The organism is Streptomyces sedi (assembly GCF_006335015.1).
GTDB classification, from domain to species: Bacteria; Actinomycetota; Actinomycetes; order Streptomycetales; family Streptomycetaceae; genus Streptomyces; species Streptomyces sedi.
This window is the reverse complement of record NZ_VDGT01000003.1, coordinates 213854-233140: the sequence shown is the minus strand read 5'-3', so window position 1 is coordinate 233140 and position 19287 is coordinate 213854. Positions and strand designations below refer to the sequence as shown.

Annotated in this window: 21 protein-coding genes; 5 read left to right on the top strand and 16 right to left on the bottom strand. The window is 74.0% G+C overall.

Translation table 11 applies throughout. The features are described from left to right. Window positions 1–13: 13 nt before the first annotated feature. The 5 genes from FH715_RS05770 to sigE all read right to left on the bottom strand — a co-directional run bounded on the left by FH715_RS05770 (window position 14) and on the right by sigE (window position 4786). On the bottom strand, window positions 14–694 hold the full coding sequence (locus FH715_RS05770) for a hypothetical protein (protein ID WP_425472683.1): 681 nt from the start codon (window positions 692–694) through the stop codon (window positions 14–16). Window positions 695–826: 132 nt separating this feature from the next. Further along, complete coding sequence (locus tag FH715_RS05765; protein ID WP_139641370.1) at window positions 827–1375, bottom strand: sec-independent translocase; 549 nt, start codon at window positions 1373–1375, stop codon at window positions 827–829. 134 nt (window positions 1376–1509) lie between these two features. Then, window positions 1510–3057, bottom strand: a complete 1548-nt coding sequence (locus FH715_RS05760) for a S1C family serine protease (RefSeq protein ID WP_246108581.1) — start codon at window positions 3055–3057, stop codon at window positions 1510–1512. Between the two features lie 74 nt (window positions 3058–3131). Then, window positions 3132–3974: an anti-sigma factor family protein gene (locus FH715_RS05755; RefSeq protein ID WP_139641366.1), complete on the bottom strand. Its 843-nt coding sequence runs from the start codon at window positions 3972–3974 to the stop codon at window positions 3132–3134. After that, window positions 3971–4786 (bottom strand): RNA polymerase sigma factor SigE, encoded by an 816-nt coding sequence (gene sigE / locus FH715_RS05750; protein WP_139641365.1) that lies wholly within the window; start codon window positions 4784–4786, stop codon window positions 3971–3973. The genes FH715_RS05755 and sigE overlap by 4 nt, the downstream gene beginning before the upstream one ends. 94 nt (window positions 4787–4880) lie before the next feature. Between sigE and FH715_RS05745 the strand changes: the two genes are divergently transcribed. Further along, window positions 4881–5594: an O-methyltransferase gene (locus FH715_RS05745; RefSeq protein WP_139641363.1), complete on the top strand. Its 714-nt coding sequence runs from the start codon at window positions 4881–4883 to the stop codon at window positions 5592–5594. Window positions 5595–5682: 88 nt separating this feature from the next. On the opposite strand, the gene FH715_RS05740 is transcribed toward FH715_RS05745, so the two are convergent. Further along, complete coding sequence (locus tag FH715_RS05740) at window positions 5683–5850, bottom strand: DUF3117 domain-containing protein (protein WP_019434894.1); 168 nt, start codon at window positions 5848–5850, stop codon at window positions 5683–5685. A 370-nt stretch (window positions 5851–6220) separates the two neighbouring features. Beyond that, window positions 6221–6568: a DivIVA domain-containing protein gene (locus FH715_RS05735; protein WP_139641361.1), complete on the bottom strand. Its 348-nt coding sequence runs from the start codon at window positions 6566–6568 to the stop codon at window positions 6221–6223. 196 nt (window positions 6569–6764) lie between these two features. Between FH715_RS05735 and folP the strand changes: the two genes are divergently transcribed. Then, entirely contained in the window at window positions 6765–7625 is an 861-nt protein-coding gene (gene folP / locus FH715_RS05730; protein WP_139641738.1) for a dihydropteroate synthase, read from the top strand. A 413-nt stretch (window positions 7626–8038) separates the two neighbouring features. Here the strand turns inward: folP and FH715_RS05725 are convergent, their stop codons facing one another. Then, window positions 8039–8818 carry an LOG family protein gene (locus tag FH715_RS05725; RefSeq protein WP_139641359.1) on the bottom strand — a complete coding sequence of 260 codons (780 nt, stop codon included), beginning with the start codon at window positions 8816–8818 and terminating at the stop codon, window positions 8039–8041. 82 nt (window positions 8819–8900) lie between these two features. After that, entirely contained in the window at window positions 8901–10007 is a 1107-nt protein-coding gene (dapE, locus tag FH715_RS05720; RefSeq protein ID WP_139641357.1) for a succinyl-diaminopimelate desuccinylase, read from the bottom strand. A gap of 56 nt (window positions 10008–10063) precedes the next feature. On the opposite strand from dapE, the gene FH715_RS05715 reads away from it, so the two are divergent. After that, window positions 10064–11011: a VldE C-terminal domain-containing protein gene (locus FH715_RS05715; RefSeq protein WP_139641356.1), complete on the top strand. Its 948-nt coding sequence runs from the start codon at window positions 10064–10066 to the stop codon at window positions 11009–11011. A gap of 360 nt (window positions 11012–11371) precedes the next feature. Beyond that, the gene (locus tag FH715_RS05710) at window positions 11372–11647 is read left to right on the top strand and encodes a hypothetical protein (RefSeq protein ID WP_139641353.1); all 276 of its coding nucleotides are present in this window, start codon (window positions 11372–11374) and stop codon (window positions 11645–11647) included. A gap of 70 nt (window positions 11648–11717) precedes the next feature. Here the strand turns inward: FH715_RS05710 and dapC are convergent, their stop codons facing one another. Next, on the bottom strand, window positions 11718–12818 hold the full coding sequence (dapC, locus tag FH715_RS05705; RefSeq protein WP_139641351.1) for a succinyldiaminopimelate transaminase: 1101 nt from the start codon (window positions 12816–12818) through the stop codon (window positions 11718–11720). Between the two features lie 87 nt (window positions 12819–12905). After that, window positions 12906–13232 (bottom strand): ferredoxin, encoded by a 327-nt coding sequence (fdxA, locus tag FH715_RS05700; protein ID WP_097229824.1) that lies wholly within the window; start codon window positions 13230–13232, stop codon window positions 12906–12908. A gap of 123 nt (window positions 13233–13355) precedes the next feature. Between fdxA and FH715_RS05695 the strand changes: the two genes are divergently transcribed. Continuing rightward, window positions 13356–14348 (top strand): GNAT family N-acetyltransferase, encoded by a 993-nt coding sequence (locus tag FH715_RS05695; protein ID WP_139641349.1) that lies wholly within the window; start codon window positions 13356–13358, stop codon window positions 14346–14348. A 40-nt stretch (window positions 14349–14388) separates the two neighbouring features. Here FH715_RS05695 and FH715_RS28085 read toward each other — a convergent pair whose 3' ends face one another. The 5 genes from FH715_RS28085 to FH715_RS05670 form a co-directional block, all read right to left on the bottom strand. After that, window positions 14389–16221, bottom strand: coding sequence for a peptidoglycan binding domain-containing protein (locus FH715_RS28085; RefSeq protein ID WP_170184642.1), 1833 nt, complete (start codon window positions 16219–16221; stop codon window positions 14389–14391). A gap of 278 nt (window positions 16222–16499) precedes the next feature. Next, the gene (locus FH715_RS05685) at window positions 16500–16865 is read right to left on the bottom strand and encodes a DUF6113 family protein (RefSeq protein ID WP_139641347.1); all 366 of its coding nucleotides are present in this window, start codon (window positions 16863–16865) and stop codon (window positions 16500–16502) included. Continuing rightward, window positions 16862–17731: an N-acetyl-1-D-myo-inositol-2-amino-2-deoxy-alpha-D-glucopyranoside deacetylase gene (mshB, locus tag FH715_RS05680; protein WP_139641345.1), complete on the bottom strand. Its 870-nt coding sequence runs from the start codon at window positions 17729–17731 to the stop codon at window positions 16862–16864. The genes FH715_RS05685 and mshB overlap by 4 nt, the downstream gene beginning before the upstream one ends. Before the next feature lie 61 nt (window positions 17732–17792). Beyond that, window positions 17793–17987: a hypothetical protein gene (locus FH715_RS05675; protein WP_139641343.1), complete on the bottom strand. Its 195-nt coding sequence runs from the start codon at window positions 17985–17987 to the stop codon at window positions 17793–17795. Between the two features lie 157 nt (window positions 17988–18144). Then, a complete protein-coding gene (locus tag FH715_RS05670) occupies window positions 18145–19185 on the bottom strand; it encodes an ABC transporter ATP-binding protein (RefSeq protein ID WP_246108598.1) in 1041 nt (346 codons plus the stop codon). Window positions 19186–19287 lie beyond the last annotated feature (102 nt).

Genomic DNA, 19287 nt, shown 5'->3' with positions numbered 1-19287 from the left:
GGCGGGCGGGGGCTCAGCCGCGCACCGAGTAGCTCTCGATGTCCTTGATGATGGCGAAGCCCAGTCCGTAGGCGCTCATCCCGCGCCCGTACGCGCCGATGTGCGCCCCCTGCGGGGAGGCGCCGGCGAGCACCCAGCCGTACTCGGACTCGCGGTAGTGGAACGGCGTCGGCACCCCGTCGATCGGCAGGGAGAGCGCGCTCCAGCCGTTGCCGCCGAGGTCGTCCGCCAGTTCCCAGGCGATGTTGGTCTGCTGCTCCAGCCAGTCCTGGCGCAGCGCCCGCTCCATGGAGGCGGGCCAGGTGCAGGCCAGGAGCCCGGAGCCGGCCAGCCAGGCGGCCGAGGCGGGGGATGTCGCCTCCAGCAGGCCGTTGCCGTCGGCGCTGCGGCGCACGGGGCGCTCGGCGACGGTGACGACCGTGGCGAAACGTTGGTCCTCGTGTCCCAACTCGGCGCGTAGCGTCGGCTCCTGGCCGTGGCCGGTGGAACCGTGCTCCACGGAGCCGTCGGCGCCGGTGCCGACCTGGGTCAGCCAGCGCGGCCCGGTGAACGCGTCGTCCAGGCCGTACCAGGGGAAGTCGGCCGCCAGATACCCCTCCATCACCGGGCGGGAGCCCGGCACCCCCCGGACCTCTCCCCTGCCGGGATGGTCGCCTTTCGTGTCGTGCGGCTCCGCTCGACTTGTCGTCTCCATGTGCCGACGGCCTCCTCGTTGCCCTCGTCCTGGGCACACCCCGGACATAGGGAGGATAGCCATCCGTCTCCGCCGTGTCGGGCGGGCCCGGGAACCAAAGGCCGGCATATGCCCCGAAGGGGCCGAATCCACTCAGGTGGCGTCGATGTCGAACGGCGGAGGCTCGGCGGCGGCCCCGGAACCGGTCGAGGCGCCCGAGGAGGCGGCCCCCGTGGCCGCGTCGCCTGGCTTGCCGAGCCTCACGGATCCGCCACCGGTGGACTTCGCCGTGGAGGCGGTGCGCTGTTTGGTGAGGTTGGTGCGCGCGGCGGTGCCGGGCTTGCCCAGGTCGGGCTTCTTCCGCGCGGGCCGGGTGGACCTGCCGTTGACCGCGTCGGTGGCCTCGGTCAGCTCCTTGCGGACGTCCAGGTCGTTGGCCAGCTCCCGCAGGCCCAGGTCCTCGTTGTCCAGCAGGTGCTTCTTGGCGAACGTCCTCGGGTTGAGGTCCTCGAACTCGAAGTCCTTGAAGTCGGGGCCGAGCTCCGAGCGGATGTCCTGCTTGGCGTTGTCGGAGAAGTCGCGGACCTTGCGGATGAACTGCGTCACCTCGCGGATCATCCTCGGCAGTTTCTCCGGCCCGAAGACCATGATGGCCAGGATGATCAGCGTGATGAACTCAAGGGACCCAATATCGAAGAACACCTGGCAGCTCCCTCACGCACTTGAGTAGATGGCCACGGTACCCCGGTGCTACCGACGGAGGGAGACCCCCCGTCGTCCGTATCGGGTAAAGCGCCCGGTGGACGCCGGGCCGCCGCCGGGGCGTCACCCGGGGGTCACTGGTCGGGCGCCTCCGCCAGCTCCACGGCGATCGACAGCTCCCGGCCGTCGCGCTCGACGGTCAGCGCCAGCTCGTCGCCAGGGCGGTGGCTGCGGATGCGGATGATCAACTCGTCGGCGTCGGCGATCCGGTCGCCGTCGACGGCGGTGATCACGTCCCCGTCCCTGACGCCGGCCTCCTCCGCGGGACCGCCGGCGACGACCGCCGACTGGTCGGTCGAGCTGCCGACCCGGGCGCCCTCACCGGTGTAGCGGGTGTCCAGGGTGACCCCTATCACCGGGTGGGTGGCCCGCCCGGTGTTGATCAGCTGCTCGGCGACGTCCTTGGCCTGGTTGACCGGGATCGCGAAGCCGAGCCCCACGCTCCCCGCCTCGGGACCGCCGTTGTCCACGGAGCGGATCACGCTGTTCACCCCGATCACCCGGCCCTGGCCGTCGGCGAGCGGACCGCCCGAGTTCCCCGGGTTGATGGGGGCGTCGGTCTGGAGCGCGTTCACATAGCTGATGTCGGAGCCGTCCGCCTGCTCACCGCCCGCGGTGATGGGGCGCTCGGTGGCGCTGATGATCCCGGAGGTGACCGTGCCGGCCAGCCCGAACGGGGAGCCGATGGCGACCACCGGGTCGCCGACCCGCACCTCGTCCGAGTCGCCCAGCTCCAACGGGGTCAGCCCGGAGACGCCGGAGACCTTGACCACCGCGAGGTCGTAGCCGCCGTGCGCGCCGACGACCTCGCCGCTGACCGTGTCCCCGCTGCTGAAGGTGACCTCGACCGGGGTGCCCGGCCCGGCGCCGCCGCTGACCACGTGGGCGTTGGTGAGGATGTGGCCCCGCTCGTCGAGAACGAAGCCGGTGCCGGACTGACCGCCCGGCGCGTGCAGGGTGACCACGCCGGGCAGCAGCGCGTCGGCGATGCCGGCGATGCTGCCGCTGGGCGCGGCCGAGGAACCGCTCGACGTCTGCGGCAGCCGCACGTCGCTGAAGGCGCCCTCGCGCTCCAGCCAGACGCCGACCAGCCCGCCGACCACACCCGCGAGCAGGGCGATGACGGCCGCGCCCGCCACCAGCCGCCTGGTGCGGGAGGGCGGCGCGGCCGGGGGCGCCCCGACCGTCGCCGGGAGCGCGACCGGCGGGGCGTGCTCCGGGCTCGCCCAGGGGTCGTAACGGCGCGGGCCCTGCGCCGGGGGGATGCCACCACCGAGGCTGCCGCCGTCGGCCGGGGGCGCGGTCTGGCTCAGGGGGACGCCGCCGCCCAGGCTGCCGCCGTCGGCGGGTGGCGGGAGCCGGGTGCCGGTCGGGGGCGTGGGGTCGGGGCGCTGCACGGGCGGCGCCGGGGCCCAGGGGCCCGGCTGGCCGTAGGGCGGGGTGCTGTAGGGGTCCTCGCTGCCCGAGCCGGCCGGAGTCTCCCGCTCCGTGTCCCGCGCGGGCTTAGCGAGGCGGGAGGACGGGCCGGAGCCCGCCGCCCGGCTCGCGCCGGTACCCGGCCCGGAGGAGTCCGGGCCCTCGGCGGCCGGGCCGCGCCGCTCGACGCCGTTCCCCTTGTCCATGGCAGCCGTCCCCATCGTGTCCGCGCCGTCCCTCTGTCTACGGGGCTGCATTCAACCAGGTACGTCGGTGGAACTCAGCGCGGACTCACGGCGCCCAGGGCGCCGGGGCCGGTCCGCTCCGGGCGGAGCGGGCCTATGACCGGGTCGGGGACGGTCGCGGGAGGCGTGGCCTCCGGGACCGGCGACGGGCCGTGGAGCGCGGGGAGGCTGCTCCCCAGCAGGGGGAACCGCCCGGCGGGCGGCGGGGCCGTCTCGTCCACGTCGGCGACGGGCAGCACCCGGGCCACGCCCGGCTGCCGCAGCGCCTCCTCGTCCCTGGCGCCCATCGGGCGCGGGGCGGAACCCACCGAGGTGCCGGCGGCGACCGTACTGGAACCGGAAGAGCCACCCGCCGGGGTCCCCACTCCCGAGACGGCGCCGCCGATGGCGAAGGCCGCCAGGGAGACCGCGCCGGCGGCGGCGAAGGCGAGGCGATGGCCACGGGGAAGCCGGGCGGCCATCGGCTCGTGTATGCGGAACCCGGACGAGCCGCCGAACGAGGGCGGCTCCAGCGTCGAGGCGCGCCCGCGACCGCCGGGCAGCAGGTCGAGGGGGAAGCCGCGTTTGGGAGGGGTGCCGGCGGAGGGCGGGCCGCCCTCGCGCCTCGGGGCCTGGTCGGGGCCGGCGGTCAGTCCGCTGTCGGCCGGGACGTTCTGCAGGCGGGCCAGCAGGCCCGCCGAGAGCGCGGGCGGCGGGCTGGCGGCGAACGCGTTCTTCAGGGCGCGCTGGGCCTCGACCTCCGCCTTGCAGTGGGCACAGGTGGCGAGGTGGGCCAGGACGCGGTCCCTGCTGTCATGCGAAAGCTCGCCGTCCACCAGGGCGGCGAGGCTCTCTCCCAGATGCCGGTCTGCCGGGCCGGCTCCCGCGGTCGAGGTCACTCCATCGCGCCTTCCACTGATCCCGGGGCCCCGGACGCGACGGCGAGCGCCGGCTCGACGGGCTGGACGGCGGCGCGGGAACCGCGCTCCTCGGGCGAGCGGTGGCGCAGGGCCTTGCGCAGATGGGAACGCCCGCGGTGGATGCGGCTGCGGACCGTGCCGAGCTTCACCCCCAGGGTGGTGGCGATCTCCTCGTAGCTCAGGCCCTCGATGTCGCAGAGCACCACGGCGGCACGGAAGTCGGGCGCCAGGGTGTCCAGCGCCTGCTGCACGTCCGCGTCGAAGTGGGTGTCGTTGAAGTGCTGCTGGGGGGTGGGCTCCCGGCTGGGCAGCCGGTCGGCCGCGTCGTCGCCGAGCGCGTCGAACCTGATGCGCTGCTTGCGGCGGACGGAGTCCAGGAAGAGGTTGGTGGTGATCCGGTGGAGCCACCCCTCGAAGGTGCCCGGGGTGTAGGTCGACAGGGAGCGGAACACCCGGACGAAGACCTCCTGGGTGAGGTCCTCCGCGTCGTGCTGGTTGCCCGTGAGACGGTATGCCAGGCGGTAGACCCGGGCGCTGTGGGTGGAGACGATCTCCTCCCAGCTGGGAGGAGCCCAGCTCTGGCTGTCGGCGCCCGCGCTGAAGGTGGCCACGGCGGCGGTGGTGCCGTCGGCCGGCTCGGTGGTGGCCTGCGCTCGGTCGCTGTCAGCGTTGTCAGTCACGGAATTCGGCCCGCCGAACGACCGCCGGATGCGTGTGAGCACCCCCCGGCCCGTGGACGTGGCCGCACCTCCCCTGTCGGCTCTGGTGGTGTCCAGTGGAGTCCCAACCATAGCCACCTCGCCCGTTAGCTCCGGATAAGCATTTCTGACGGCTCACGACATCCCTCGGAACACCGCGCCTCAGTGACCAACGTCCACGCCGGGCATCCGGTTCCCCCGCGAAGTCGATACAGTCAAGGCGCGTGACAGACGGGGACAGGAGAGGGCCATTACGGGCAACCGGCTGACGAGCTGGGCGTTCGCCGAGGCGTACGGCGCACCGGACGCCGAGAGTCCCGAGGGGACGGCGCTGGCCTGGGCCCGCGTGCGGGCGCGCGAGGCCGGAGTGCGCGCCGTCTCCCCCGGCACGGGTGACGCGTTGCGCCTGCTGGCCGCCGTCTCCGGCGCCAGGGCCGTGGTGGAGATCGGCACCGGCACCGGCGTCTCCGGCCTCCACCTGCTGACCGGGATGCGGGCCGACGCGGTGCTGACCACCGTCGACATCGAGCCAGAGCGGCAGCAGTTCGCCCGGCAGGCGTTCCGGCTGGCCGGCTTCGCCGCCAACCGCACCCGGATCATCCCCGGCCACGCGCTGGACGTGCTGACCCGCCTCACCGACGGCGGCTACGACCTGGTCTTCTGCGACGGCGACCGGCTGGAGTACCTGGAGTGCCTCGCAGAATCGTTGCGGCTGCTGCGCCCCGGCGGGCTGGTCTGCTTCGCCGGGGTCTTCGCAGGCGGCCGGACGGTGGACTCGGCGGCGGCGCCGACCGAGGTGCGCCGGCTGCGCGAACTGCTGCGCGCGGTGCGGGAGAGCCGCCAGCTGGCCCCCGCGCTGCTGCCGGTCGGCGACGGCCTGTTGTGCGCGGCCCGGGTCTAGACCTGGGCGGCACCCCGGGTACGCGGACGGCGCCGCCCCGGAGACATGCTCCGGGGCGGCGCCGTGGTCAACGCGGAACGCGGCGACGTCAGCCGGTCACCTTCTTCAGCTCCTCGTCGAGTGCGACCGCCTCGTCAGGGGTCAGCTCGACAACGAGTCGGCCACCGCCTTCGAGCGGAACGCGCATGATGATGCCCCGCCCCTCCTTGGTCACCTCAAGCGGACCATCGCCCGTCCGCGGCTTCATGGCCGCCATGCTCGTTCCCCTTCCTGAACCAGCTCGTCGCAGCCGATGACGCGAGCGCCGTCGGCGTCGAACACATTGCTTGCCTTCATTATCCCGCATGAATGGGTCCCGTGACCAACATTGGCCGGTCTCCCTTCGGCAACGCACACACGCAAAACCACTCAATTCGGGGACTGTCCGCGTTACCGGGGTTCTTCGGGGAGGTTCTCGGGACGCGCGGGTCACGGGCGGTTCGGCGGGTCCTCCGGGGGCCGCGTGCGCGGAAGACGAAGGAAGGGAGCGGGCGCGCGAGGGCCGGCACTTCCCGAATCCCGCAGGTCCGAACGGGGAATCCGATTCCTTCACCGCCGGGCGGGTCGGACGCCGATCGGCGGGCGCCTCAGTCGCGTTCGCCGGTCTCCTCCTGGCGCTCGCTCCTGGCCTTCTCCAGCATCGCCCCGAGGTCGGCGATCCTCGCGTCGCGCTCGGCGAGTTCGGCGGCGACACGGTCCAGCACGTCGTCCACCTCGACCATCCGGTAGCCGCGCGGCGCCACCGGCAGGCGCACCCGGATCAGGTCGGCCGGCGTCAGCGGGCGGTCCAACGGCAGCGGGTCCGCCGACCGCTCGGGCTCGGCGTCACGCAACCCGCCCGTCGCCGGCGCGCCGGAGCCGTCGCCGCTGCTGAGCACCGCGAGCGTGACCGCGGCGATCACGACCACCATCGCGACCATCAAGAACCAGAACACCGAAGCCTCTCCCCTGTGAGTCCTGCCCTGGAGTCTCGCACGGGGGGTGGCACCGTGGTCCGGGTAGGTTCAAGGGGTGGCAAAACCCGGGCCGACGCCCCGGTTGGGCCCGGCGGGGTGGCCGGAGCCGCCGGGAGCCGCGCCCGCGAGCGAGACCGCTTCTCCGTCGAGGGAACCCGAGAGAGGGCTGAACGTGCTGTTGCGCCTGGGCAAGCGGGAGTTCGCCGCCCACCAACCGGTGATCATGGCGATCGTCAACCGAACTCCGGACTCCTTCTACGACCGGGGCGCCACCTTCGGCGAACGTGCCGCGCTGGAGCGGGTGGCGAGGGCGGTCGACGAGGGCGCGGACATCATCGACGTCGGCGGGGTCAAGGCGGGACCCGGCGAGGAGGTGGACGCGGCCGAGGAGATCCGCCGCACCGCCGGCTTCGTCGCGGAGGTCCGCCGCCGGCACCCGGACGTGGTGATCAGCGTCGACACCTGGCGCCACGAGGTGGGCGAGGCGGCCTGCGCGGCCGGTGCCGACCTGCTCAACGACGCCTGGGGCGGCGTCGACCCCCGGCTGGCCGAGGTCGCCGCCCGGTACCGCGTCGGCCTGGTCTGCACCCACGCCGGCGGCGCGGAGCCGCGCACCCGGCCGCACCGGGTGCGGTACGACGACGTGATGGCGGACATCCTCCGCGTCACGGTGGGACTGGCCGAACGGGCGGTGGCGCTGGGGGTGCCGCGCGAGGGCGTGTTGATCGACCCGGGCCACGACTTCGGCAAGTCGACCCGCCACTCGCTGGAGGCGACCAGGCGGTTGCCGGAGATGACCGAGACCGGCTGGCCGGTGCTGGTCTCGCTCTCCAACAAGGACTTCGTCGGCGAGACGTTGGACCTGCCGGTGCGGGAGCGGCTGCTGGGGACGCTGGCCACCACGGCGGTCTCGGCCTGGCTCGGCGCGCGGGTGTACCGGGTGCACGAGGTCGAGGAGACCCGGCAGGTGCTGCGGATGGTCGCGGCGATCGCCGGCCACGGGGTACCTGCGGTGGCCAGGCGGGGTTTGGCCTGACCCCCCGCCGGGGTGCCCCCGACGACCCACCTTGCCGGTGCCCGACCGTGGTCGTCCGCACCTGAGCGCCAACGCCCACCACGACCAGGGGCGCGGGGAACTGCGCGGGCAACCCACCACCGGGCTGAGGACGACAACCCACCCAGCTCCGATGCTCCGTAGTCGGCCAACCCCCGCCACACAGCACTCGCGCAGTTCCCCGCGCCCCCAAGCCGCCCACCGGCAGTGAAGGGGCGCGGGGAACGGCGCGAGCAACCCACCACCGGGGCGCAGACGACAACCCACCCAGCTCCGATGCTCCGTAGTCGGCCAACCCCCGCCACACAGCACTCGCGCAGTTCCCCGCGCCCCCAAGACCGCCACCGGGGCGAGGACGACAGCCCACCCCGGCCGGGGAGACCTGCCCCGGACGGCTAGTCCTTCGTGACGAGGCGGATGGCCTCCTCCACGTCGTCCGTGATCCGGAAGAGGTCCTCGTCGTGGGGCGACGCCTTGCCCTGGGCGATGACCGTGTCGCGCAGCCAGTCGGCGAGGCCGCCCCAGTAGGCGGAGCCGTAGAGCACGATCGGGAACCTGGTCACCTTCCGCGTCTGGACCAGCGTCAACGCTTCGAACAGCTCGTCCATGGTGCCGAGTCCGCCGGGAAGGACCAGGAAGCCCTGCGCGTACTTCACGAACATCGTCTTGCGGACGAAGAAGTAGCGGAAGTTGATCCCCACGTCCACGTGCGCGTTGAGCCCCTGCTCGAAGGGCAGCTCGATGCCGAGCCCGACGGAGACCCCGCCGCTCTCGCTGGCGCCGAGGTTGGCGGCCTCCATGGCGCCGGGGCCGCCGCCGGTGATCACCGCGAAGCCGGCGTCGGCGAGGCCGCGGCCGATGCGGCGCGCGTCCTCGTACTCGGAGCTGCCGGGCGGTGTGCGGGCCGAGCCGAAGACGCAGACGGCCGGGCCGAGTTCCGCGAGCGCGCCGAAGCCCTCGACGAACTCCGACTGGATGCGCAGCACCCGCCACGGGTCCTGGTGGACCCAGTCGGACGGTCCCCTGGAGTCCAGCAGCCGCTGGTCGGAGGTGCTGGTCATCACCTGCTGCCGTCGCCGCACCACCGGGCCCAGCCGCTGTTCGCGCGGCTGGTCGTCCCCGCCGGTCCGCTCGTTCCGAGGCCCCTCGTCGGGCACATCCGTGCTCCCGCTCATCCCGCGCTCCTCACCTGTGATCGTTTTCACGTCCTCGTCTCCCGGCCGGGACCTCCGGCCGGGACGTGTTCTCGCCGGCCGGTCAGCCGCCCAGCCAGGCGCGCAGCCGGCGCTCGCAGGCCAGCACGGACTCCGTGGGGACCCGTTCGTCCTGGCGGTGGGCGAGGCTGGGGTCGCCCGGGCCGTAGTTGACCGCCGGGACGCCAAGCGCACTGAACCGGGAGACGTCCGTCCAGCCAAACTTGGGGCAAGGTTGGCCGCCGACGGCCTCAAGGAACGCCCGTGCCGCCGGGTGTGAGAGCCCGGGCAGCGCGCCCGGCGAGTGGTCGTCGACCACGAACTCGGCGACGCCGCAGTCCGCGAAGACCTCCCGGACGTGGGCCAGCGCCCGTTCCTGGTCCAGGTCGGGCGCGTAGCGGTAGTTGACGGTGATCTGGCAGGCGTCGGGGATGACGTTGCCGGCGACCCCGCCGGTGATGCCCACCGCGTTCAGGCCCTCGCGGTACTCCAGGCCGTCGATCTCCACCCGGCGCGGGCGGTAGTCGGCGAGCCGTTCCAGCACGGGGGCCGCCGCGTGGATCGCGTTGACGCCCATCCAGCTCCTGGCGGAGTGCGCCCGCTGGCCGGCCATCCTCAGCAGCACCCGGAGGGTGCCCTGACAGCCGCCCTCCACCTGGCCGTTGGACGGTTCGAGCAGCACGGCGAAGTCCGCTTCCAGCCAGTCGGGGTGGGCGGCGGCCAGCCGGCCGAGGCCGTTGCGCTCGGCCTCGACCTCCTCGTTGTCGTAGAAGACGAACGTCAGGTCGCGGTTGGGCCGGGGCACGGTGGCCGCGATCCGCAGCTGCACCGCGACGCCGGACTTCATGTCGCAGGTGCCGAGTCCCCACAGCACGCCCTCGTCGTCCAGCCGGGACGGGAGGTTGTCGGCGACCGGAACGGTGTCCAGATGGCCGGCGAGCACCACCCGTTGGTCCAGGCCGAGTTCGGTGCGGGCCACCACGTTGTTCCCGAAACGGTCCACCCGCAGCCAGTCGAGGCCGGCGAGGGCCTCGGCGACCGCGTCGGCGAGCGGCTCCTCGGTGCCGCTGACCGAGGGGACGTCCACCAACTGGGCGGTCAGGGCCGCCGCGTCGAGTCCGAGGTCGAGTCGCTGGCGGGGGGCGGCGGTGCCGGATGCGGGTCGTTCCATGCGGTCACGGTACCCGCGCCGAACGGTCACCGAGGGACAGCCGCTACTCTCATCGCGTGCCCGAACGGACGACCACCTCACGACGCCGGCGCCGTCTGTTGCGCGGCGCCTCCGCCACCCTGGTGCTGGCGGGCGTCGCCGCCTACGCCGTCGTCCAGTACGACTCGGGCAGCCGTGCCAGGCCACACTGCGAGTCGCGGGGCGCGGACCCGGAGTCCGAGACCCACTCCCTCACCCCGGCGCAGGCGGCCAACGCGGCCACCATCGCCGCCGTCGGCAACTCGCGCGGGCTGCCCGAACGGGCCGTGACGATAGCCCTGGCGACCGCGATGCAGGAGTCCAGCCTGCGCAATCTCGACCACGGCCACCTCGACTCGCTGGGTCTCTTCCAGCAGCGCCCCTCGATGGGCTGGGGCGACGAACAGCAGGTCCAGGACCCGGTGTACGCGGCCAACGCGTTCTACACGAAACTGCTGGAGATCCCCGCGTACGAGGAGCTGGAGCTGACCGTGGCGGCGCAGGAGGTGCAGCGCAGCGCCTTCCCCGACGAGTACGCCAAGCACGAGGACAACGCGACGCTGCTCTCCGGCCCCCTGACCGGTCGGGCACCCGCGTCGTTCACCTGCGTCACCGACAACGACCCGACGCCCGCCGATCCCGAGCTGCTGCGGGAGCGGCTGGAGGAGGTGTTCGGTGGCCGCGCCTCGGTGGAGCGGCGGGGCGACGACGACTTCGAGTGGGCGGTGACGCTGGACCGGGCGGGGGGCGAGGCCGACGGCTCCCCCGGGTGGGAGCTGTCGCACTGGCTGGTCGCCCAGGCGGGGGTGCTGGGGGTCGCCGAGGTCGTCCACGACGGGCGGCACTGGGTGTCCGCGCGCTCGGACCAGGGCTGGCGGACGGCCGAGGGGGGCACGGCCGATTCCGGGGCATCCGGGGATTCCGGTGACTCCGGGGGGAATTCACTCGAAACGGTCCTGCTTTCGCTGGTCCCGAGCGTGGAGTGACCGTCCGAATACGTTCGCCACACGTCCCCGGAAAGCGTCGGCTACCGCGCGGACTTTCGCGCGGGAAGCACGCGCGGCGACAACTCCGGTAGCGTTTACGGCTTTTGCCCGCGCGGTCGGCGAGCGCGTTTCCCGTTCCCCCGAATTCCTCCCCGAACGCCCCCTGGAATCTCCCCGAAACACCTTCCTCCCGTTCAACGGGGCGGCACCGTGCCGTGCTTGGGGGGCGGCCGGCGGGGCGTCGGCCGGCCGGCGTATTACCGATTCTTTACCCGGGCGGGCCGCAACCCGAGGCGGCCGGTGGCCGATAGGCACGGGGGACACACCGTGCTCCCGACGTCCACCACGAGGAGAGAAGCCATGTCGCACCCCGTTCGCAAGACCCTGGTCCGGGCCGCCCTCTGCGGAGCCGCCGGCGCCGCCGGCCTGTTGGGCACCGCGTCGGTGGCCCAGGCCGCGCCGCTGGCCAACCTCTCGTCCGACACCGAGCAGGCCGACATGGTCGGGGACACCGTCAACGGCCTGGGCAGGTCGGCCGTGGGCGTGGTGAACGAGGCCGGCGCCGATGTCGCGCCGCACCTCCAGGAGGGCGCGAAGGCCGGTGGCGCGCTGCTCGGCGGGGTGACCGCTCGCTGAGCGGGCTCGACAGCGGAACGCGGGAGGGGGTCGCCGGCGCGGCGGCCCCCTCCCGCGTGCGCGCGCGTGGTCAGGCCAGGCGGGCCACGGCGCCGGCGACGCGTTCGTCGGTCGCGGTGAAGGCGACCCGCACGAAGCGGTCGCCCGCCGCGCCGTAGAAGTCGCCGGGGGCCACCAGGATGCCCAGCTTGCTCAGCTCGGCGACGGTGTCCCAGCAGGGCTCGTCGCGCGTGGCCCACAGGTAGAGCGACGCCTCACTGTGCGCGATGGTGAAGCCGCGCGCGGTCAGCGCCGTGCGCAGCGCCTCGCGGCGGGCGGCGTAGCGGGCGCGCTGCTCGACCACGTGCTCCCGGTCGCCGAGCGCGACGGCCATCGCGGCCTGCACGGGGGCGGGGAGCATCATGCCGGAGTGCTTGCGGACCCCCAGCAACTCCCCGATGACCGCCGGGTCGCCGGCCAGGAAGGCCGCGCGGTAGCCGGCGAGGTTGGAGCGCTTGGAGAGGGAGTGCACGGCGACCAGGCCCTCGTGGCTGTCGCCGCAGACGTCGGGGTTGAGCACGGAGACCGGCTCGGCCTCCCAGCCCAGCTCCAGGTAGCACTCGTCGCTGAGGACCAGCACACCGTGCTCCCGCGCCCAGGCGACGATCGCGCGCAGCTCGGCGACGTCGAGGACCCGACCCGTCGGGTTGGCCGGGGAGTTGAGCCACAGCAGCCGCAGCCCCCGCGGGTCGAGCTCGGTGGGCGAGCCCCGGTAGGGCACGGGCTCGGCGCGGGCGAGGCGGGCGCCGACCTCGTAGGTCGGGTAGGCCGGCTCCGGGTAGGCGACGCGGTCGCCGGGTCCGAGGCCCAGCTGGGCGGGCACGGAGGCGACCAGCTCCTTGGAGCCGATCACCGGGAGCACGCCCCGGTGCGCGAGGCCGACGGCGCCGGTGCGGCCGGTCACCCAGGCGACGATCGCGTCCCGCAGCGCGGGGGTGCCCCAGACCGTCGGGTACCCGGGGCTGTCCGCGGCCCCGGCGAGGGCGCGTTGGACCAGCTCGGGAACGGGGTCGACCGGGGTACCGACGGAGAGGTCCACGATGCCGTCCGGGTGCGCCGAGGCGGTGGCCTTGTAGGGCTCCAGTCGGTCCCAGGGAAAGACCGGCAGTCGGGCGGAGACGGCGGACGGCACGGGTGGCACTCCTCGGTGGGGTACTGCGGGTGGCGCGTTGCTACCGGTGGAGGGGAACGGCCCCGGACGGTGCCGAGGCCGTTCCGCTCACTCGTCGTGGCTCTGCGGCGGCAGGGCGGCGACCAGCGGGTGGTCGCGCTCGATCAGGCCGAGCTTGCTGGCGCCGCCCGGGGAGCCGAGCTCCTCGAAGAACTCGACGTTGGCCTTGTAGTAGTCCTTCCACTCCTCCGGGGTGTCATCCTCGTAGAAGATGGCCTCGACGGGGCAGACGGGCTCACAGGCGCCGCAGTCCACGCACTCGTCGGGGTGGATGTAGAGAGCGCGCTGCCCCTCGTAGATGCAGTCGACGGGGCACTCCTCGATACATGCCTTGTCCTTGAGATCCACACAGGGCTCGGCGATCACGTAGGTCACGCTGTCAGTCCTCCTCGTCGTGGCGGTGGGTCCGCCGGCGCACGTGGGCGCGGTGTCGCTGATGCTCCGACCTAGTATCGCCGTTGCGGAGCCATGCGCACACCTGAGGGGTTGGCTAGCGGGATGGAATTCACTGCCGGGGCCCGACTTGAGGTTCGGATCACCCCCGATGACGTGGGCAAACGCGTCTCGGTACGCACCGCTACCGGTGCGGGCGAGGGCGGGGGGCGGTTCACCGACACCCTGGGGATTCTCACTTCGTGGACGGGCGGGGTGCTGACGGTGACCCGGCGGTCGGGGGAGACCGTGGGGTTGGCGGAGTCGGCGCTGGTCGCGGGCAAGGTGGTGCCGCCGGCGCCGGCGCGCAGGCGGGGCGTGCCGGCGGCCTCCGTCGCGGAGTTGACGCATGTCACGACGCGCGCCTGGCCGGCGCCCGAGACGGAACGGGTCGGCGACTGGCTGCTGCGGGCCGCGGGCGGCTGGACGCGGCGGGCCAACTCGGCGGTCCGCCTCGGCCCCGCCGATCCCGAACTCGACCGCGTGGTGGCCTGGTACGCGGCGCGCGGGCTGCCGCCGCTGGTGCGGGTGGCCACGGGCGGCGGCGAGGGGGACGAACGGCTGGTGGCCGCGTTGGACGCGCGGGGCTGGCGCCCGGTGGGGTTCGCCCTCCAACGGGTCGGGGCGTTGGCGCCGCTGGCCGACCGGGAGCCGGACGGGCGGGTGACGGTCGGCCGGGAGCTGACCGCGCGGTGGCTCGCGGGCAACCCGTCGGCGGGGCGCGATCCGGCCATGGCGCGGCGGGTGTTGGCCGCGGGCCCCTCGGTGCTGTTCGCCGAGGTCGCGGGCGGGGAGGGTGAGCCGCCGCAGGCCGTGGGGCGGTGCGTGGTGGACGGCCGGTGGGCCGGTTTCAGCGCGATCGAGGTGGCGCCGGCGCATCGGCGGCGCGGGCTGGGGACGGCGCTGATGGCGGAGTTGGCCAGGGCGGCGCTGGCCGAGGGCGCCTCGGCGGGCTGGCTCCAGGTGACGCCGGGGAACGAGGCGGCCAACGCGCTCTACGAGCGGCTGGGCTTCGCCGAACACCACCGCTACCACTTCCGGGCGGCGCCCACCGGCTGAGCGGTGGGCGCCGCCCGGTGCGGCGGTGCGTGCGGCGCGGTCAGCCGAGGGTGGCGCCCTCGACCTCGGCGACCCTGCGTCCCGGCCCCTCGTCGGCGGTGGCGGTCTCCCGCAGCACCGGGATCAGCGCGGCGGCGGCGTGCTCGGGGGTCATCTCGACGAGGCCGCTGCCGGCGTCGATCATCACCCCGTCGAACGTGGTGCCGTACAGCTCGGCGAGGCCGTCGGGGTCGAGCACCGGCTGGAGGTTCCCCTGGTCGCTGGGCTCCATGGTGAGGACCCCGCTGAGCGTCTGCTGGCTGATGGGGAGTTCGCGGTCGGCGGCGACCAGCCACACCCAGCCGGACATCGCCGGCTCGCCGAACTCCTCCAGCGCCTGCTGGACCTGCTCCTCGCCGACCAGCGGGTCCCGTTCGGCGACGGGGAGTTCGACCGGGGTGTTCTCCCCGCCGGCGGCGCGCTCGCGGAACGCGGCCTCGACGGCGTCGCCGGCGGCGACCGGGTCGATGGCGGCGCCCGGCTGGCCGGCGCGGCCGATGGCCTGGCCGTCCTCGAAGACGACGGTGCCGTCCACGGGGCCGGCGCCGCCGGCTTCGGCGGTGCGCTCCTGGAGGGCGACGGTGAGCTTCTCGCGGTCGACGGAGAAGACCGCCTCGGCCTCGTGGGTGCCGCCGAAGAGCGAACCGATCACGGTGACCGGGCTGTAGTCCGTGCCGGACGCCTCGCGGGCGGTGGCCTCGGTGTCGACGGCGAGGCCGGCGACGCTGGGCTTCAGCTCGATCTCCTGCCCGTCGACGACCAGGATCAGCGGCTCGTTGTTGGCCGCGTCCAGCCGCTCGTCGAGGGCGGCGTGCGCCTCCTCGGTCGACATCCCGCCGATGTCGACGCCGAGCGCCTGGGTGCCCTTGGGCACGTCGTCCTGGTTGAGGAAGAGGCCGGCGCCGTAGGCGACGACGCCGAGGCCGACCAGCGCGACGACCAGCAGCTTGACCTTGGAACGGCCGCGCGGCGCCGGCTTGGCCGCGGCGGGCGCCGGGGGTGGCGGCGGCTCCTCGTCGGCCGGCGGGCGCGGGCTCGGCGGCGGAACGGCGGGAACGGCGCCGGTGTCGTCGTCGAAGTCGAGGCGCGGCATGGGCCCGGTGGCCGCCGGGTCGCCGTCGTGGACGCCGAGCGGCGGGGCGGGCGGGAACGGGCCGCCGAGGTCCATGGTCGTGCCGACCGGGTCGTCCTCGGGGGGCCGGCCGCCGGGGCGGGGTGCGGGGCCACCGGAGTCCAGGGTCGGGATCGGGCCCTGGGGGGTGGGCGCGGGGCCCTGCGGCGGGATGGTGGGCGGGCGGTCGTCGCCCATCGGGGTGGGCGCCGGCGGCACGCTCATCGGGCCGGTGGCGGGGCCCGTGGTGGGGCCGGTGGGGCGGACGGGCAGCGGGCCCTGGGGGCTGACGGCGGGCGGCTCGTCGCGTCCGCCGGGGAACCAGTCGGACGCGGCGGCCCGTTCGCCGCCGACGCCTGGCGTACCGCCGGGCGGGGTGTCGGCGAGCGGCGGGTGGCCGCCGGCGCGCGGGGCGTCGGGACCGGCAGGCTCGTGCGGGGGCTCGCTCAGGCCCGGCTCCTCGGCGCCGGCCTGGGGCGTCGCGCCGGTCTTCGGCGGCGACTTGCGCGGCTCGAACCAGGAGCTGGTCTTCTTGCCGGATTCCCCGCCCGTGGCGTCGCCCTGGCTCTTGCCCTCGGTGCGGGCGCCCGGCGGCGGCTTGGGGGTCCGGGTCGGCAGCGGCGGGGGCGCGGAGCGCGCGGCCTCCTCGTCGACGGTCTCCCGCACCACGATCGGTGGAATAGGCCGGGAACCAGGGATGTTGATCCGCGCACGGGTCGTCATCGTGGTCTCGGTCTTCTTCTCCTCCGCCGGCGGAGGACCCGGACGGGCCGCTGCTTCCCCCTCGTTGTGCTGGGGGTCACCCCAACCCCGGTTGTTGGGGGAATTGTCAGTTTCACGACTCAAGGCAGGATCTCCCGGTTGGGCTTCACCAGCCGCCCCGGAACGCATCCGGGTCGCGGCGGCTGGCCCCACGATACTGGGGTCGGCGACGCGCGATGCCGCCCGCACAGGATCAGCACATCAGTGCCCCACCCCGACACCCGCTCTCAGCAGCGGCGTTACCGGCCCGTTCCGCCCTGTGGCACGGCGAAGAGCGGGCGTTCGCTCGGGGCGAGAGTGGCGCACACCACGGCGACCGTCATCCCACCGAGGAGGTAGACGTAGCTTCCGGCGCCCGCCGCGTAGACGAAGTCGCCCTGCGGCCTGGTCACGGTGAGCACCAGCACGGACAGCACCCAGCCGCCGGCCGGCGAGGCCGCGCCGATCCGGCTGCGGGTGAGCAGCGCCCCGCCCCAGAAGAGGCCGGCGCAGCCGGCGAGCGCCAGCAGCACGCCGAACGGGAACCAGCCGCCCTGCACCAGCGAGCCGGCGACTCCCGCGACGACGCCGAGCACGCCGAGGCCGGCGTGGGCGGCGATCCTCACGGCTCCTCGCCTTCGGGCAGTCCGGCGAAGACGTCGTCGACCGCGCCCGGCGGCGGGGGCTGCCCGTGGCCGAGGGTGAAGTGTTCGGTGCGCCAGAGCGGTTGGGCCAGGCCGTTGGAGAGCGCGAACGTCTCCCCCTCGACCTCGATCTGGGTGGCGTGGGCGGCCATCGCGGCGCGCTTGGCGGCGTACTGCGCCTCGGTGCCGCGGACCGCGAGCACCGCCTCGGCGTCCGGGACGACGCCCGGCAGGTCGGCGGCGGTGGCGACGGCGGGGAAACGGCCGGGGCCCTCGCTCCGCAGCCGGGCCAGCCCGCGCTCCACCTCGCCCTCGGGGAGGCAGGTCCACAGCACGCGTTCCACCCGGTGGCGGGGGGCGGCGAGTTCCACGGCGCGCATGGCGACGCGGTGGGCCTGGATGTGGTCGGGGTGCCCGTAGCCGCCGTGGGGGTCGTAGGTGAGGAGCACCCGGGGGCGGGTCTCGACGATGATCTCGACGAGCGCGGCGGCGGCCTCGTCCACGTCGGCCCGGCAGAAGGCGCCCGGCCTGTCGTTGCTCGGCAGCCCGGTCATCCCCGAGTCGCGGTGGCGTCCCTCGCCGCCGAGCAGCCGGTGGTCGGTGACGCCGAGGGCGGCGGCTGCCGCCGCCAACTCCCCGGCGCGGTGCGGTCCGAGGGCGTCGTCCCGGTCGGCGGCCAGGTGGCGCAGGGCGGTGCCGATGACCTCGCCCTCCTCCCCCAGCGTGCAGGTGACCAGCGTGACCCTGGCTCCCGCGGCGACGCAGGCGGCCATGGTCACGCCGTTGGTGATCGATTCGTCGTCGGGGTGCGCGTGCACCAGCAGCACCCCGGGGCGGCCGGAACTCATGGGGGCAGCCTACGTCGCCCCCGGGCGGCCCCGGCCGGCACGGTCGGGGCCCGGGACACGGTCAGAAGCTCAGGGAGTTGATCATGTCCCCGATGCTGCTGCTGAAGTTGTCGATGGTGGGGGCCATGTTCGAACTGGCGAGATAGAAGCCGAGAAGCACGCAGACGATCGCGTGCAGAACCTTGAGCCCTGCCTTTCTGACCAGCAGAAAGACGATGATCAGCAACAGCAGGGAAGCTGAGATGGTGAGGCCCACCAGGATCACCCTCCAGTGACTCGTGCCTTGTGCGGACACGGTGGGAGGACCACCCGGCGAGGGGCCCGGCTTCCCGCCGTGCGCCACGGATCATAACGGCCCGTCAGAGCCGCACGGCGCGGTGCACGGGAGCAGATCAGGGGCGCACGCCCCCGGCTCATTCGAGCAGGACGGTACCTGCCTCCGGAAAATGACAGGCGGTCATGTGGCCCTCCTCGTTGCCCTCGATGCGCACCAGCGGCGGCTCCTCGGTGGCGCAGCGGTCCTGGGCCTTCCAGCAGCGGGTGCGGAAGCGGCAGCCGGAGGGCGGAGCGCTCGGCGAGGGGACGTCCCCCTCCAGGCGGATGCGCTCGCGGCGCGGGGGTCGCTCCTTCGGGGTGTCCTCGCCGGCGTCCCGGTCCTCCGCCATGGCCGGCCCCAGGTCGACCTCGGGGACGGCGGAGAGCAGCGCGTGGGTGTAGGGGTGGCGGGGCCGTTCGTAGATCGCCCGGCGGTCGCCGACCTCGACGATCTTCCCGAGGTACATCACCGCGATCCGCTGCGAGAAGTGCCGCACCACGGCGAGGTCGTGGGCGATGAAGAGGAACGCGATGCCGTGCTCCCGCTGCACCCGGCGGAGCAGGTTGATCACCTGCGCCTGGATGGAGACGTCGAGGGCGGAGACCGGCTCGTCGGCGATGATCAGCCGGGGTTCGAGTGCCAGCGCCCTGGCCACGCCTATGCGTTGGCGCTGGCCGCCGGAGAACTCGTGCGGGAAGCGGTTGTAGTGCTCCGGGTTGAGGCCGACGGTGTCCATCAGCTCGCGGACCCTGGCCTCCCGGCCGCCGGGCGGGTTGACGCCGTTGATCTCCAGCGGGGCGCCCACGATGCTGCCCACGGTCTGGCGCGGGTTGAGCGAGGAGTAGGGGTCCTGGAAGATCATCTGGATCTCGGACCTGATGGGCGCCAGCTCCTTGCGGCCGGCGTGGCTGATGTCCCGGCCGCGGTAGGTGAGGGTGCCGCCGGTCGGCTCCAGCAGCCGGGCCAGCAGCCGCCCGGTGGTGGACTTGCCGCAGCCCGACTCGCCCACCAGGCCGAAGCTCTCGCCCTCGCGGACGACGAGGTCGAGCCCGTCCACCGCCTTGACCGCGCCCACCGTCCGCTGGAACGGGAAGCCGCCCTTGATCGGGAAGTACTTGGTCAGCCCCTCCACGGTCATCAGGGCCGGCGGGGTCTCCCCGGCCGCCCCGGCCGCCTCCTCGGGCCCGGTCGGCCCCTCGTGTGCTGTGCTGGCGGTGGTCATGGCGCTGTCCTTTACCTC